Below are 15315 nucleotides of genomic sequence, written 5' to 3' on the forward strand. Positions count from 1 at the left end.
CGCCCATGCCCCTCTTCAGCAGGCAAAAAAAACCCGGCCGCAGATTGCCCGGCCGGGCTTTAGCGCGCGGGGGGTGCGCGCTGAGGTCAAAGGAGAATCGAACGCTTACTGGGCCTTGGCGATGATGTAGTCGACAGCGGCCTTCATCTCATCATCGGACAGGGACGGATTGCCGCCCTTGGCCGGCATGGCACCCTTGCTTCCATTGAAGCCCTCGATGGCGTGCTTGTACAGGACGTCTTTGCCCTGGGCGATGCGCGGGCCCCAGTCGGCCTTGTCGCCGAGCTTGGGCGCACCGGCCACGCCGGTCTGGTGGCACATCACACAGGTCTTCTTGAACACATCGAGGCCCTTGCCGCCATCGGCCGCCGCATCGGCAACCGGCGCCGGAGCTGCGGCCGGCGCCGCAGCGGCAGCAGCAGGCGCGTCAGCCTTCGGCGCCTCGGACTTGGGGGCTTCGGACTTGCCGCAGGCGGCCAGCAGGGCAACGAGAAGCAGGGGGAGGAGTTTTGTTGTACGCATGAACAGTCTCGGTAATCGGATGGGGATTGGGGGTTCCACGGAACACATCAGGAACACGGCACGATGCTAGCCCTCCGCCCCCGCCCGTCTCATTGACCCGCATCAATTGGCGCCAGCCAATGCGCGCTCCGGCCATTTTTCAGCCCGGCTCGCCTTCCAGCGCCGCCCGCCACACCGCCACCATGCCCGGATGAAACGGGTCATGCGCACACCCGTCGATCCACACCACTCGGCTGCCGGCGATGCACACGTGGATACGCTCGGCATTGGATGGCGGACAGACCACGTCGTCACGGCCGTGGATCAGCCAGACTGGCAGGCCGGACAGCCCAGCACAGGCCTCAAGGAAGTCTGCTTCCTTCAGAAAGCAGCCGGACTTCAGGTAATGGGCCTGCAGCCGGTATTTGCCGACCAAGCGGTCGAGCTCCTCTATTGTTGGTGATGGAAGCAGCGCAACCGGATCATTCACCGCCTGCTCATAAAGGAACCAGGCCAGCGCAGCCTGGCGGGCAGTCTCCTGGTCGTCACCCCCGAGACGCACCACCAGTTCGGTCAGCGGATCCGGCGCATCCCCCAGCGCCGCGGACAAGGCCTGCCAGGCCTCCGGTCGCAGCTCAGCCAGCCCGACAAAGAACCAGCGCACATTACCGTCGCCCGGCATGAAAACGCTGCGCGCCACCACGCCATCCACCACCTGCGGATGGGCCGCCGCATAGGCCAGCGCCAGCGTCGCGCCCCAGGAGCCGCCGCTCACCCACCAGCGCGCAATGCCGAGATGGCGGCGCAGACGCTCGATGTCGTCGATGAGATGGGCCGTGGTGTTGGCGCGGATCTCGCCCAGCGGCAGCGAACGCCCGCAGCCCCGCTGGTCGAAGAACACCACATGTTGGCGCCGCTCGTCGTAGAGCTCGCGCAGGCGCGGGCTGCAGCCGCTGCCCGGCCCGCCATGGAGCACCACCACCGGCGTACCGGCCGGGTTGCCCCAGGTCTCGTAATACAAGCGGTGGTCGTCGCCCACATCGAGCAGTCCATTCGCCATCCCAACCTCGAAATCATGATTTTCGTGAGGCGCAAGTATGCCGCCCCCGCAACAATGCATTCCACGGATTCGCCTTCCGGCGGACCGTAACCATCAATCAAAAAATTGGAGACTCATCATGACCTGGACCACCCCCCAAGCTTGCGACCTGCGTTTCGGCTTCGAAATCACCATGTACATCGCCGCCAAGTGATGGCGCCCGGATAGACCCGCCAAGGGTCTGTCCGCCCATCTCGCGATAGCGAGTCGGCGTTGCGGCTCTGCCCCCCAGTTCCGCAACGCCCCACACAGCCTCAGCGGTCACGTCCAAGCCATGAAAATCCGAGTTCTCGGCTCCGCCGCCGGCGGTGGCTTTCCCCAGTGGAACTGCAACTGTGCCAACTGCCGGGGCGTACGTGCCGGCCAGGCGGGCCTGCAGCGCCGCACCCAGTCGTCCATCGCAGTGAGCGCCGACGGCGCCAAATGGACGCTCGTCAATGCCTCGCCGGACATCCTGCAGCAATTCCAGCAATTTGCCGGCACCTGGCCCACTGAAGGCCTGCGCGGCTGCGGTATCGAATCGGTCGTCCTGGTGGACGCCCAGATCGACCACACCACCGGCCTCTACATGCTGCGCGAAAAAGGCAGCCCCTGGCCGATCTGGACCACCGACCCGGTGTTCGAGGATCTGACCCGCGGCAACCCCATCCTGCACCTGCTCGAACACTACTGCGGCGTGGACCGCCAGCCGGTTCCGCTCGACGGCCGCAGCTTCCACCCGCAGGGTTCCGCCAGCCTGGACTGGCGCGCCATGCCGCTGCTGTCCGCGGCGCCGCCCTACTCGCCGCACCGCGGCAACCCGGTGCCCGGCGACAACATCGGCCTCACCGTCATCGACCCGGCCAGCGGCAAGCGGGTGTTCTACGCGCCCGGCCTGGCCGAAGTGGACGACGCCGTCTTCGACGCGATGAGCAGCGCCGACTGCGTGATGGTGGACGGCACCTTCTGGACCGACGACGAGATGATCAGCCTGGGCCTGTCGAAAAAGCGCGCCCGCGACATCGGCCACCTGGCCCAGAGCGGCCCCGGCGGCATGATCGAACAACTCAGCCGCCTGCCGCGCCACGTGCGCCGCGTCCTCATCCACATCAACAACACCAACCCGATCCTCGACGAAAGCTCGGCAGAACGCGCGGCCCTGACCGCCGCCGGCATCGAGGTGGCCTACGACGGCATGGAGATCGCACTGTGAGCCAAGACCCACTTCGCCCCTGGACGCCCGAAGAGTTCGAAGCGCAGCTGCGCGACAAGGGCGCCGCGTACCACATCCACCATCCCTTCAACGTCATGCTCAACACCGGCAAGGCGACGCGTGAGCAGATCCAGGGCTGGGTGGCCAACCGCTACTACTACCAGATCATCATCCCGCAGAAGGACGCCGCGGTGATGTCCAACTGTCCGGACCGGGAAGTGCGCCGGGAATGGATCCAGCGCATCCTAGACCACGACGGCCACGGTGACGACGCCGGCGGCATCGAGGCCTGGCTGCGCCTCGGCCAAGCGGTCGGCCTCAGCCGCGAGGAGATCGTCGACCAGCGCCACGTGATCCCCGCCGTGCGCTTCGCCTGTGACGCCTACCTCAACTTCTGCCGCCAGCGCCCGTGGCAGGAGTCCGTGTGCTCCAGCCTCACCGAGCTGTTCGCGCCCACCATCCACAAGCAGCGCCTGGCCAACTGGCCGGAGCACTACCCGTGGATCGAGTCCGACGGCCTGCAGTACTTCCGCAACCGGGTCACCCAGGCCCGCCGCGACGTGGAACAAGGTCTGGCGATCACCCTCGGCTACTTCGACACCCGCGCCGCCCAACTCCGCGCGCTCGATATCCTCAAGTTCAAGCTCGACATCCTGTGGTCGATGAACGACGCGATGATGGTCAAGTACGGCCTGGAAGGCGGTCCCCAGTAACGAATCAAACCGTGGGGTCGAATTCATTCGACCAGATCTCGGCGATTCACCACTGAGGTCGAATGAATTCGACCCCACAGGGAAAACACAGTTAAGAAGAAGGCACGCCAGCCATGACCACCGCTACCGCCCGCCCCGCCATCAACCGGCTGTTCCGCTTCCAGTGGGAGCCTGCCCAGCAGGCCCACGTGCTGCTGTACCCGGAAGGCATGGTCAAGCTCAACCAGAGCGCCGGCGAGATCCTCAAGCGCTGCGACGGTGAGCGCAGCGTGGAGGAGATCGTCGCCGACCTGGAGGCGGCCTTCAATGCCAGCAACCTGACCGCCGACGTGGAGGCCTTCCTGAAAATGGCCGACGAACAGAACTGGATCACCTGGAAGGACGAATGATGGAACCCCTGCTCGTCCCCCGGCGCCCCGGCCCCCTGTGGCTGCTGGCCGAGGTCACCTACCGCTGCCCGCTGCACTGCGCCTTCTGCTACAACCCGGTGGACTTCGCGCAGGCCGGACCGGAGCTGGCGACGGAGGACTGGCTGAAGGTGATCCGTGAGGCGCGGGAGATGGGCGCCGCCCAGTTCGGCATCTCGGGCGGCGAGCCGCTGCTCCGCGACGACATCGAGATCCTCGTCGGCGAAGCCCGCAAGCTGGGCTTCTACACCAACCTGATCACCTCCGGCGTGGGCCTCACCGAGGCGCGCCTGGCGGCCCTCAAGGAGGCCGGACTGGACCACATCCAGCTATCCTTCCAGGACGCCACCCGCGAAGCCAACGACCTCATCACCAACACCCGCACCTTCGAACTGAAGCGCAAGGTGGCGGCAATGACCAAGGCCGCCGGCTACCCAACGGTGATCAACTGCGTGCTGCACCGGACCAACATCGACCACCTCAACCGCATCATCGAGATGGCCGTCGAGATCGGCGCCGAATACCTGGAGCTGGCCAACACCCAGTACCACGGCTGGGCTTTCCTCAACCGCGACGCGCTGATGCCCACCGCCGCCCAGCTGGCCGAAGCCGAGGCCGTCACCGAACGCTGGAAAGCCAAGCTCGGCAAGAAGATGCGCATCCTCTTCGTGACGCCGGACTACCAGTCGAAGAAGCCCAAAAAATGCATGAACGGCTGGGGCGAAGTCTTCCTGTCTGTCACCCCGGATGGCCTGGCCCTGCCCTGCCACACCGCCCGCATGCTGCCGGGCCTCGAATTCCCGGATGTACGCGAGCATGCGCTGGACTGGATCTGGCACGAGTCGCCGCTGTTCAACCGCTTCCGCGGCACCGCCTGGCTGCCCGAAACCTGCCAGAGCTGCGAAGACAAGGAGAAGGACCACGGCGGCTGCCGCTGCCAGGCCTTCATGCTGACCGGCAAGGCCGACGCCACCGACCCGGTGTGCCCCAAATCGCCGGACCATGGCCTCATCGACGCCGCATTGGCCAAGGCCGAGCAGGCCACCACCGTCAAGCCGCTGGTCTTCCGCGACCCGAAGAACTCCCGCGCCCTCGATCGCGCGTTTTGACACTCCCGGGCACGGCTTCCCCGCGCGAGCGCTGACAGTCGTTTCCCGACGGCCGCGACGCGGACTCATCCCGCTTGGCCGTGCCGCCGCCCCGGCCAAGCCGGGCCCCCATGTTAGAATCCCGCCGATTCCGGCCGCCGATTCATCATGCATTTCTCCCACCTTCGTCCTTCCCTGTTCGCCGTGCTGGCTGCCTGCACCCTGGGCGCCTGCTCGACCCTTAAACCCGACGCACCGGCGGAAAAGAACGCCCCGACCCGGCATGAGACAACGGAGGAAGGCGCAGCGAGCAGCAAGCCCGCGCCGGCACCGCGCCCGCGGCCGCAGCGCAGCGACAAGCCGGCCCGCCCGGACAAGCAGGACAAGACGGAACGAGCTGCGCCGAAGAGCGAAACCCCGGCGGAAGAAACACCCGCCCCGCCGGTGGCAACGGAAGCACCCCTCAACGGCCCGCTGTGGCTGACCCTGTGCAAGCAGCGCCAGACCGAGGCCGGCATCATCCGCTGCGACGCAGACGAACTGCTGGTCCGCCCGTCGGCCCAGGTCAAGATCTTCACCCGGGATCCGGCCGCCACCGGCCGCGGCATCCAGCTGCGCAAGGGCCTGCCCAACAAGTATCGCTTCTTCGTCGTTCCGTAGCGCGTCCACCCCGGCGCAGACCTTTCTGCATCCGCAACACGCCTGCAACACGGCGCAGGTTGAATGGGGACCACGGCGCCTCTCCGGCGCCGCCTTTCGGGAGGATGCGCCACGGAACCGATCACCATCGATGTGCTGCAGCCCGACGACCATGCGGGCCGCGAAGCCGCCGCCGCAGTACTGCTGGCGTCCTTCGACAATCCGCAGCGTTACGACCAGGCCCGCATCACCGCCCAGCTCGTCCCGGCCGAGGCCCCCTTCTACCGCCACTTCTTCGTTGCCCGCCGCGGTGATGCCGTCGTCGGCGCAGGCGGCATCAAGGCCGCCGACTGGGCCATCGACACCCACATCCTTTACATGTCGGCAGTGGCCGAGCACGTGCGCGGCCAGGGCATCGCCCGCGGGCTGATCGCCGCACGCATCGCGTGGGTCATGGAAAATTTCCCCAATGGTCGCCTGCTGGTGTCCACCGCCCGCACCGGCCGCTTCAACCGACTCGGCTTCCGCGTCGTCGGCAAGCACGAGTCCGATGGCCGCCGCCTGATGATGATGGAGTTCCGGCGCCCCTGAGAGCAGCAAAAAAATGCATTTAGAATCTTGATTCCGCCACCATGAGGGCTATCCTTCCCCGGAACGGTTGCGCGCCGAGGCGCGGCAGCCTTCATCCGCTACGACAACAACAAGGGGGAGGACAACCATGCCCGGCAAACTCAAACTGCGCGTCAGCGGCAGAAAGCAGGACAACGCGAACCTGTGGCTGACCCGCCAGGGGCGCACCGCCGATCTGTTCGCCGGCATCGAGGTTTCGGCCATCGAAATCGCCGGCAGCGCCCGTGGAACCGGCGACGATCTCGTTCAGGAGATTCCCGACGGCGCGCTGGTCGAAGTGGAACTGGAAGGCGGCCTGCGCTTCTGGACCGCCGCCGAAGACCTCCGCGCCCGCCTCAGCGCCCCCCAAACCGCCGATGCGCGCGGGCTCGACGACGACGAATCCTGGTCCCTTCCGACATCCATCGGCCTGCCCGGCGCCCAGCGCGGCTTCGCCGGCCAGCTGGCCCTCAAGGCGCTGCGCTGGCTGAACATCAAGCCCGATGACGCACTCCGCAACACCATCGTCGACAAGGTCCAGAACCGGACCATCCCGGTCGAAGGGGTGTTCCCCGTGCATGCCGACGGCACCCTCGGCCCGCGTCTCACCGCCCCGATCCCCGACGGCGGCCCGACCCTGCTGCTGCTGCACGGCACCGGGTCGAGCACGGCCGGCAGCTTCGGCCGCCTGTGGCAGGACCAGAAGGCGCGCTGGCAAACCCTGTGCGACTACTACGGCGACCGTATCTACGCCCTCGAACACTGGACGCTGACCCGCAGCCCGATCGAGAACGCCCTCGACGCCGCCCGCCTGCTGCCGCAGAAAGGCCGCATCAGCTTCCTGTCCCACTCCCGCGGCGGCCTGGTCGGCGAACTGCTGTGCCTCGACCCGGACGGCTTCGACCTGACCGAAGCCCAGCAGGCCCTCGGCCCGCGCGCCTCCGACGACGCCGATCAAGCCACCGCGATCAAGCGTCACCGCGACGCCCTCGGCAAGCTGGTGAACGAACTGCGCAGCCGCCCGGAGCTGAGCATCGAGCGCTTCGTGCGCGCGGCCTGCCCGGCCCGCGGCACCAGCCTGGCCGGCGACAAACTGGACCAGTGGGGCTCGCTGATGGTGCTGGCAGCCATCGGCCTGGAAATGAAGGCCAGCGAGAGCCGGGGCCTCTTCGAAGTACCGGAGCTGCTGCAGACCGGCCTTGATCTGGTCGCCGAAACGGTCGCCTCGGTGCTGGCCAGCCGCCGCCGCGCGGACCAGCTGCCCGGCCTGCAGGCCATGATGCCCGGCGCCGCGCTACTCGGCGTCATCAACGCCGCGCCGGCCCGCGGCGCGCTCTACGTGATCGCCGGCGACGCTGCGCCGGTGGAAGGCGACCGCCTGGCCGCGCTGCGCATCTGGCTGGCCGACCGCTTCTACGAGCGCGACCACGACCTGGTGGTCGATACCCGCTCGATGCTCGACGGCGCCATCCGCCCGACGCCGGCCAGCGCCCCGCGCTGCCGGGTGCAATTCCGCAGCGGCGGCGACGTCAACCACTTCCGCTACTTTCATAACGACGACAGTGCCGCCGCCGCGGTCGCCGCCTTGGTCTGCGCTCCCGAAGCAGACAAACTGTTCCGCGACTTCTACGGCGAATGGCCACTGCCCGACGTCACCGCCGAGCAGGCCCGCGGCCTGTTCGGCCCGCGCGCCCAGCCCGATCCCGCCAAGCCCCGCGGCACGGTGGTACTCGTCCCCGGCCTGTGCGGCAGCCAGCTGCTGGTGGACCAGAGTGAAGTCTGGGCCAGCATCCTGTCCCTGGCCGGCGGCGCCTTCAGCCGCAGGCTGCGCATCGACAACGATGTGCAACCAGGCCAACCCCTCGCCGACACCTACGTGCCCCTCGCCAACAGCCTGCGCCAGCGCGGCTACAAGGTGGACATGTACGGCTACGACTGGCGCAAGCCGCTGGCCACCTCGGTGGACGGGCTCGCCAAACGGATCAAGGACGCCATCGCCGCCATGGCCCCCGAGCGCAAGCCCGTGCACATCGTCGTCCACTCCATGGGCGGCGTGCTGCTGCGCGCCACCTTCGCCGCCCATCCCGAGCTGTGGGACGCCTGGAACAACCACCCCGGCGACCCGCGGGTGCTGATGCTCGGTACGCCGAACCAGGGCTCCCACTCCATCACCCTGCTGCTCACCGGCCGCGACAGCTTCTTCCGCCAACTGGCCCTGCTGGACATTTCCCATTCCCAGGAAGAACTGCTCGAAACCGCCGGCCAGTTCCCCGGCGTCATGGAGCTGCTGCCCTGGGCTGCCAGCGGCGACGACCAGCACATCCGCGATGCAGCCACCTGGGATGCATTCAAGAAAGCCGATGCCCGGGCCAAATGGCCCTTGCCACCGGCTGCAGTACTGGGCCAGTCGGCCGCCGTATGGGAAGCCCTCGACAAGTCCGATCCGCTGCTCGCCAGCCCGCGCCTGGTGTACGTGGCGGGCCTGGCCGACCAGACCCCCGAGAAGACCGTCATCGACGCCGCCGGACGCTTCCAGATCCTTGCCACCCCGGAAGGCGACGGCCGCGTGCCCTGGTCCACCGGCATCCCCGACAGCTGCCGCAAGGGCGGCCGGGTGTATTACGTACGCAGCGTGCACGGCGACATGCCGAAGGCCACGGAAGCCCACGACGGCTACCTGGATCTGCTCGAGAAAGGCCGCAGCGACCGGCTGGCCACCCAGCCGCCGGTCTCCCGCGGCGCAGCCGCGCTGCAGCCCTGGCGCAGCGACGAAGCCGACGCGGTCCTCTACCCGAGCCGCGGCGAGCTGTTGGCCGCCGCCACCGGTGGCGCCATCCGCTCGGCCCGCAAGACAGCGCGAGGCAGCTACCGGACCGAAGTACGCGTCCTCCACGGCGATCTGATGTACGCCGAGTCGGCCGTGCTGGTCGGCCACACCTGGGGCGCCAACGCCCTCGAGTTCGCCGAAAAGCTCCTCGACCAGGCCCTCGGGGGACGCATGCAGAAGCGGCTCGATGCCGGCCTCCACGCTGGCGCCCTGGGCACCTTCTCGATCTACCGCAAGCGCCCGAACGAACGCTTCGCCAAGGGCGCCATCGTCATCGGCATCGGGCGCATCGGCCAGTTGTCGGCCGGCGAGCTCGCCCAGTCGGTGGCCAAAGCGGTCGCCACCTACGCCACCGAAGAGCTGGAAGCCGAGGAGCTGAAGGATTCCGCCGACCGGCAACAGCCCCTCAGCGTCGGCATCAGCGCCCTGCTGATCGGCGCCGGCATCGGCGAGCTGAGCCTCGCCGACTCGGTGGCCGCCACCCTGCGCGGCCACCGGGATGCCCGCCAGCGCCTGGAACGGGCCGGGCTGGCCGGCAAGCTGCGTCTCGACCGCCTGGATTTCATCGAAGTGCTGGAAGACCGCGCCATCAACGCGCTGCGCGCCGCCCAGGATTCGGTCAGCGTGGATCGCGCCCTGGCCCGCTCCTTCTTCGTGGATGCGGCAATCCGCCCCCACAAGGGCGGGCTCCGGCGCGCCAGCAGCGCTGTGGACGAGGGCAACTGGCAGCGCATCGCCATCAGCGCGGTGGGCAGCACCGACGACGGCGCGCCGCGCCTGATGTTCGACGTCTACGGCGAACTGGCCCGGGCCGAACGGACCTACAACGCGGTGCCCTTCAAGGACATCGAACGCTTCACCCAGAGCCTGATCGGCACCACCACCGATCAGGAACAGGTCGGCCGAGCCCTGTTCGAACTGCTGATCCCCAACTGGCTGAAGGACCTGGCCCCCGACCGCCGGCGCGTCCAGCTCATCGTGGACAAGACCGCCGCCGCCTACCCGTGGGAACTGCTGCGCGACCGGGCCACCGAGCACGACAGCGACAGCGGCCAGCCCCTGTCGGTGCGCAGCGGCCTGATCCGCCAGTTGTCCACCGGCCAGTTCAGCCTCAATGTCCGCCGCACGACCGAGTTCAAGGCGCTGGTTGTCGGCAACCCGGAGCTCGGCGCCTGGCACCGCTTCCTGCCCTCCCTGACCGGCGCCGAGCAGGAAGCCCAAAGCGTATGCGGCCTGCTCGACGGTTCCGGCATCGAGACCAGCCTGCACATCCAAGACGAAGCCCGGCAGATCCTCCTCGACCTGTTCAGCGGTGAGTGGCGCATGCTGCACCTGTCGGGCCACGGCGTGTACCAGCAGGACATCCCCGCCACCGACGGACTCCCCGCTGCCAGCAAAGCCACCGGCATGGTGATCGGCGGCGGCGATCTGCTCACGCCGGCTCACATCGCGCAGATGCGGGCCGTTCCCGACTTCGTCTTCATCAACTGCTGCAGCCTCGGCCGCATCGAGGAGAGGGCGAGCGGCGCCCCGTCGTCCGCCCGCCCCGGCAGCCCGGGGCTGGCCGCCAACCTGGCGACCCAGCTCATCGAAATCGGCGTGCGCTGCGTCGTCGCCGCCGGCTGGGAGGTGCTGGACGACGCGGCTCAGCTGTTCGCCGAGACCTTCTACGAACACTTCCTGGACGGCACCAACTTCGGTGATTCGGTGCTGGCCGCCCGCGGCGCCACCTTTGACGCCTACGGCAGCTCCAACACCTGGGGTGCCTATCAGTGCTACGGCGATCCGGGCTTCGTGCTGCCGCGCCCGGTCCGCGGCGTCAAGCCGAAGACCAAAACCGCCCCCCGCTACGACCACTATCTGGCCGCCTCGGAAGTCCTGTGCGAGCTGGAGCGCCTCACCCAGCGTGCCAGCCACGCCCTCGATCTGGACAAGGATGCCGCAGCCTACGCCGAGCGCCACGCCAAGGCCCTGCAGGCCCTGTGCGAACGCCAAGGCTGGATCAAGCAGGGCAAGATCCTGGAGGCCTTCGGCGCCCTCAAGGCCGAATACAACCGCCACGACGAGGCCATCGACTTCTACCGGCGCGCCCTCGCCGCCACCGACGCCAGCACGTCGCGCAAGGCCGAGGAGCAGCTCGCCAACATGCTGACCCGACGGGCAAAAGTTCTGGCCGATGACAAGCAGACCGCCGCTGCCCTGTCCCTCCTCGACGAGGCGGCTGCCATCCTTGCCGTCGACAGCCGCTATCGCCCCGCCAGCGCCGAACGGCTCAGTCTGCAGGCCGCGGCAGACAAGCGCCGCTTGGCCTGCCAGCTGCAAATTGACGACAAGGCCGCCGCCATCAAGGCACTCGAAAGCATGCAGGACGCCTACAAGCGCGCCACCGCGCAGGCGCGCCAGGAAGGCTGCGACGTCCACTACCCGGCCCTCAACGCCGCCAACGACAGCGCCCTGCTCGGACTCACCGCCGGCTTTCCGGACGGGGAGCCAGCCGCCACGCGGACCCTGCTCAAGTCGCTGCGCGAACAGCCCGCTGCCCCCACCAAGGACTTCTGGGCGCGAGCCAGTCAGGTCGACCTGCAACTGGCCGATGGATTGCTCGAACTTGCCGCTGGCGGGCGCAGCGGCGCCAAACGGCTCGGCGAAGCCAAGACCGCCTACGCCGCACTGGTCAGCAGCGGTGCCACACCGCGGGAACGGGAATCCGTCGCCTCCACCATCGACATCCTGCTGCAAACCCTGCAGAAGCTCGATGCGGCGGCCGGGCGGGAGCAGGCCGTGACGGACGCCATCGCCGTGCTGGGCGAGATCCAGGCCGCGCTATCCACCTGAATTCTCATCATGGCGGGCGCCCAGCGTCCGGCACCCGCCCGTCCTAAGATCAATTTTGAATAAGGTTTGAAGAATAAGATTTCAAGAAAATAATCGTTCTGCTTGGATATGCGCATTTGGCAAACTTTCTGCTTCAAATTGCACAGAAAGTTCGCCATGAAAGTTCGTTTTGCCCTCAAGACTGTCATCGCAGCCATCGCGCTCGCCGGAACCGTGGGCGCGGCCTTCGCTGAACAGCTCAAGGTCGGCTATCTGCCGGCCACCGGGCACGCCAAATTCTTCGTCGCCAAGGAGCAAGGCCTGTTCGCCAAGGAAGGGCTGGATGTCGAACTGGCCGAGTTTCAGAATTCCGCCGACGGCCTCAACGCCATCATCGCAGGCAAGCTGGACACCGGGGCCTTTGGCACCACCGGGCCGATTGCCCACCTGTCGAAAGGCACCAAGCTCAAGATCATCGGTGGCGTCATGGGTGGCGACGCAGCCCTCGTCGCCAGCGCGGCCAATGCCGGCAAGATCAAGGGGATCGCCGACCTGAAGGGCAAGAAGGTCGCAACGGTCCGCATGGCGTCCGGCGACGCAGTGCTCCGCGGCGCGCTGAAGGACAAGGGTCTCAACTGGAAGACCGACCTGCAGATCTTCGAACTGAAGAACCCGTCGGCGGTGATCGAAGCCGTCAAGTCCGGCCAGGTTGATGTCGGCCTCGTGTGGGGCCCGCACGACCTGCGTGCCGAAGACCAGGGGCTCAAAGTCGTCATCCATTCCACCGACCTGCAACGCGGCCATCCTTGCTGCCGCCTGGTGATCACCGAGGCCAGCGCGAAGAACCCGGCCACCTGGGAGAAATTCCTGCGCGCCATGCTGAAGGCCGAGCGCTTCGCGGCGGAGAACAAGAAGGAGACGATCGAGTCGATCGCCAAGTACGTCAAGCTCGACCAGCAACTGCTGTGGCGTGGCTATTACTCCGAGTATCTCGATCAGTCCACCGATCCGGATGCCAAGGGCGTCAAGCACTTTGCCGAGGTCATGACAAACAGTGAGTTCATCACCAAGGCGCCGGATCTCTCCGCCGGCATCGATGCCAGCCTGTATGAAAAGGTTCTCAACCAGCTCGTCAAGGAGAACCCCAACGACGCCTACTGGAAGAAACTGCAGAAAGACTTCAAGCGGAAGAATGCCTGATGGCTGCTGAGTTAAGGCTGGAAGGCGTCGACTTTTCCTACGAGGATGCGACGCCGATCCTCGAAAAAATCGACCTCGCTGTCCCGGCGGGGCAGTTCGTCTGCCTGCTGGGCTCCAGCGGCTCCGGCAAATCCACGCTCTTGCGGCTACTGGCCGGGCTGCAGTTTCCCCGCCACGGCCGGCTGAGCTGGAACGGCCAGCCCATCACCGGCCCGAGCCTCGAGCGCGGCGTCGTGTTTCAGGACTACGCTCTGTTTCCGTGGATGTCGGTGGTGGACAACATCGCTATCGCCATCGGCAAGGCTCAGCCCAAGGCCCGCAAAGCCGAGCGGCGGGAACAGGCCGAAGCGTGCCTCGTGAAGGTCGGGCTGGAGAACGCCATCGGACAGTATCCCTTCGAGCTGTCCGGCGGCATGCGCCAGCGCGCCGCCATTGCCCGCGCACTGGCCTTGTGCTCGCCGGTGCTGCTGATGGACGAGCCCTTCGGGGCACTCGATCCCACCAATCGGGCCCGCCTGCAGGATCTGTTGCTCGAAATCTGGGAAACGGAGGTGCCGCGGAAAACCATCGTCTTCGTCACCCACGACATCGACGAGGCGCTCTACCTCGGCGACCGCATCGTCGTTCTCGGCTCCACGCCCGGCCGCTTGATTGCCGATCTGCCAGTCGGCTTTCCGCGCCACCGCGAGCGGCGAGCCCTGTTCGACAGCGCGGAGTTCCACGCCCTGCGCGAATCCATTGCCGAGACCCTCGCCGCAGACACGCTGCGCCAGCTGGTCGCCGCCTAAAGGAATCAACACATGTCAGAAACGCTCACCGCCCCGCCGCGGGGGACGCCTGTTGCCGGCGTTCCCGGTGATCGGCAGCCCAAACGCACGGCATCCGCGCCACACCAGGCCGCATCCGTTTCGTCCGCGCTGCTGGCCATCCTGCAAGGCTCCATCGTGTGGATCGTCCTGCTGGCCCTGTGGTTTGTCGCCGCCAAGTACTTCCCGCTCGGCGACAACCCCTTGATTCCCAGCCCTCAGCGTACCGCCCTGGCGCTGCAGGAGTCTCTTCCAGAGTTGTGGGAAGGCACGCTGTCGTCCTTCTCGATCCTGATCCCCGGCCTGCTGCTTGCCACCTTGCTGGGCATCGTTTCCGGCATTTACGTCGGCTCGTCCCCGCTCCTGCAGCGGATCTTCTTTCCGTTCGCACGTGTTGCCGCACCGGTGCCGCCGACCGTCTATGTACCCTACGCGATTGCCGTGCTGCCCACCTTCAAGCTGTCGGCGATCTTCGTGGTGTTCATCGGAGCCTTTTGGCCGATTTTCCAGAACACGGCCGCCGGCGCCCACGCGCTCGAAAGCCGTTATCGGGACAACGCCAGGATCCTTGGCTTGAACAGCCACGAGTTCCACTGGAAGGTCGTCTTCCCCGCGGCGCTGCCGCATATCTTCTCCGGCATGGCCGTGGGCTTGGGATTCGCTTTCATCCTGCTCACCGTCGCCGAGCTGTTCGGTGCCAACGCCGGCCTCGGACGCTTCGTCCAGTATTACGCCGACTTCGCCGACTACCCGAAGATGGTCGCCGGCATCCTCTACACCGGCGTCGTTACCTACCTCGCGATGAGCGGCCTCGAGGCCATCAAGCGCCGGGCGCTGTTCTGGCACCGCTGACTGGAGAACCCCATGAAATTCCACCTTCCCTCTTCGATGGCCGCCCTGCTCCTGGCCGGCCTGGCGGCAAGCGGCACGGCCAGCGCGGCCTTGTTCGAACGCTCCACCAACGACCTGCAAACAGAGGTCCGCTCCGCTGCCGCCAATGGGCGCCAACTCGCCGTTCTGCTGACCATGCCTGACTGCCCTGGCTGCCGGGAAATGGAGAAAAAAGTCTTTCACAACGCCGCGCTCGAGAAAACCTTCGCAGCGCAATTCGCCAGTGCCCGTGTGGACATCACCCAGGAAAGCAGCCTGATCGAACCATCCGGCAAGACATCGTCCCCCGCCCAGTGGGCCACCCGCCTGCACGCCGTCGGCACGCCGTCCTTTGTCTTTCTGGATAAACAAGGGCAGGTCTTGTATCGCTACACCGGCGCGCTCACCGCCAAGGATTTCCGCCAGCTGACCAAGTACGTCGCCGGTGGGCACTACGAACACCATCCGTTCCAGCCTTCCGCATCCGGGCGAGCCTCCCCCGCCGCGCAGACAAGCGAACTCCATACTGGATCGGCCCATCAACACTAAC

The 15315-nt window shown here is 66.9% G+C and carries 14 protein-coding genes; 12 read left to right on the forward strand and 2 right to left on the reverse strand.

Annotation, left to right across the window (positions count from 1 at the left end; genetic code table 11):
• Window positions 1-105: 105 nt before the first annotated feature.
• Window positions 106-522, reverse strand: a complete 417-nt coding sequence (locus tag B4920_RS16460) for a cytochrome c5 family protein (RefSeq protein ID WP_079435722.1) — start codon at window positions 520-522, stop codon at window positions 106-108.
• 139 nt (window positions 523-661) lie between these two features.
• Complete coding sequence (locus tag B4920_RS16465) at window positions 662-1561, reverse strand: alpha/beta fold hydrolase (protein WP_079435723.1); 900 nt, start codon at window positions 1559-1561, stop codon at window positions 662-664.
• A gap of 118 nt (window positions 1562-1679) precedes the next feature.
• Between B4920_RS16465 and pqqA the strand changes: the two genes are divergently transcribed.
• The 12 genes from pqqA to B4920_RS16525 all read left to right on the forward strand — a co-directional run bounded on the left by pqqA (window position 1680) and on the right by B4920_RS16525 (window position 15314).
• Complete coding sequence (gene pqqA / locus B4920_RS30985; RefSeq protein ID WP_139379539.1) at window positions 1680-1754, forward strand: pyrroloquinoline quinone precursor peptide PqqA; 75 nt, start codon at window positions 1680-1682, stop codon at window positions 1752-1754.
• A 120-nt stretch (window positions 1755-1874) separates the two neighbouring features.
• The gene (gene pqqB, locus B4920_RS16475; protein ID WP_079435725.1) at window positions 1875-2792 is read left to right on the forward strand and encodes a pyrroloquinoline quinone biosynthesis protein PqqB; all 918 of its coding nucleotides are present in this window, start codon (window positions 1875-1877) and stop codon (window positions 2790-2792) included.
• Window positions 2789-3505 (forward strand): pyrroloquinoline-quinone synthase PqqC, encoded by a 717-nt coding sequence (gene pqqC, locus B4920_RS16480; RefSeq protein WP_079435726.1) that lies wholly within the window; start codon window positions 2789-2791, stop codon window positions 3503-3505. Before pqqB ends, pqqC begins: the two co-directional genes overlap by 4 nt.
• A gap of 113 nt (window positions 3506-3618) precedes the next feature.
• On the forward strand, window positions 3619-3894 hold the full coding sequence (pqqD, locus tag B4920_RS16485; RefSeq protein ID WP_079435727.1) for a pyrroloquinoline quinone biosynthesis peptide chaperone PqqD: 276 nt from the start codon (window positions 3619-3621) through the stop codon (window positions 3892-3894).
• Window positions 3891-5021: a pyrroloquinoline quinone biosynthesis protein PqqE gene (pqqE, locus tag B4920_RS16490; RefSeq protein ID WP_079435728.1), complete on the forward strand. Its 1131-nt coding sequence runs from the start codon at window positions 3891-3893 to the stop codon at window positions 5019-5021. The genes pqqD and pqqE overlap by 4 nt, the downstream gene beginning before the upstream one ends.
• A 147-nt stretch (window positions 5022-5168) precedes the next feature.
• A complete protein-coding gene (locus B4920_RS16495) occupies window positions 5169-5660 on the forward strand; it encodes a hypothetical protein (RefSeq protein ID WP_079435729.1) in 492 nt (163 codons plus the stop codon).
• 63 nt (window positions 5661-5723) lie between these two features.
• Window positions 5724-6230, forward strand: a complete 507-nt coding sequence (locus tag B4920_RS16500; protein WP_079435730.1) for a GNAT family N-acetyltransferase — start codon at window positions 5724-5726, stop codon at window positions 6228-6230.
• A 127-nt stretch (window positions 6231-6357) separates the two neighbouring features.
• Window positions 6358-11910: a CHAT domain-containing protein gene (locus B4920_RS16505; RefSeq protein WP_079435731.1), complete on the forward strand. Its 5553-nt coding sequence runs from the start codon at window positions 6358-6360 to the stop codon at window positions 11908-11910.
• A 156-nt stretch (window positions 11911-12066) separates the two neighbouring features.
• A complete protein-coding gene (locus B4920_RS16510; RefSeq protein WP_079435732.1) occupies window positions 12067-13089 on the forward strand; it encodes an ABC transporter substrate-binding protein in 1023 nt (340 codons plus the stop codon).
• Window positions 13089-13877, forward strand: a complete 789-nt coding sequence (locus B4920_RS16515; protein WP_079435733.1) for an ABC transporter ATP-binding protein — start codon at window positions 13089-13091, stop codon at window positions 13875-13877. Before B4920_RS16510 ends, B4920_RS16515 begins: the two co-directional genes overlap by 1 nt.
• A 12-nt stretch (window positions 13878-13889) precedes the next feature.
• The gene (locus B4920_RS16520) at window positions 13890-14747 is read left to right on the forward strand and encodes an ABC transporter permease (protein WP_079435734.1); all 858 of its coding nucleotides are present in this window, start codon (window positions 13890-13892) and stop codon (window positions 14745-14747) included.
• Between the two features lie 12 nt (window positions 14748-14759).
• Window positions 14760-15314 carry a thioredoxin fold domain-containing protein gene (locus B4920_RS16525; RefSeq protein WP_079435735.1) on the forward strand — a complete coding sequence of 185 codons (555 nt, stop codon included), beginning with the start codon at window positions 14760-14762 and terminating at the stop codon, window positions 15312-15314.
• Window position 15315 lies beyond the last annotated feature (1 nt).

The sequence above is a fragment of the Zoogloea sp. LCSB751 genome (genome assembly GCF_002028455.1).
In the GTDB taxonomy this organism is placed as follows: domain Bacteria; phylum Pseudomonadota; class Gammaproteobacteria; order Burkholderiales; family Rhodocyclaceae; genus Zoogloea.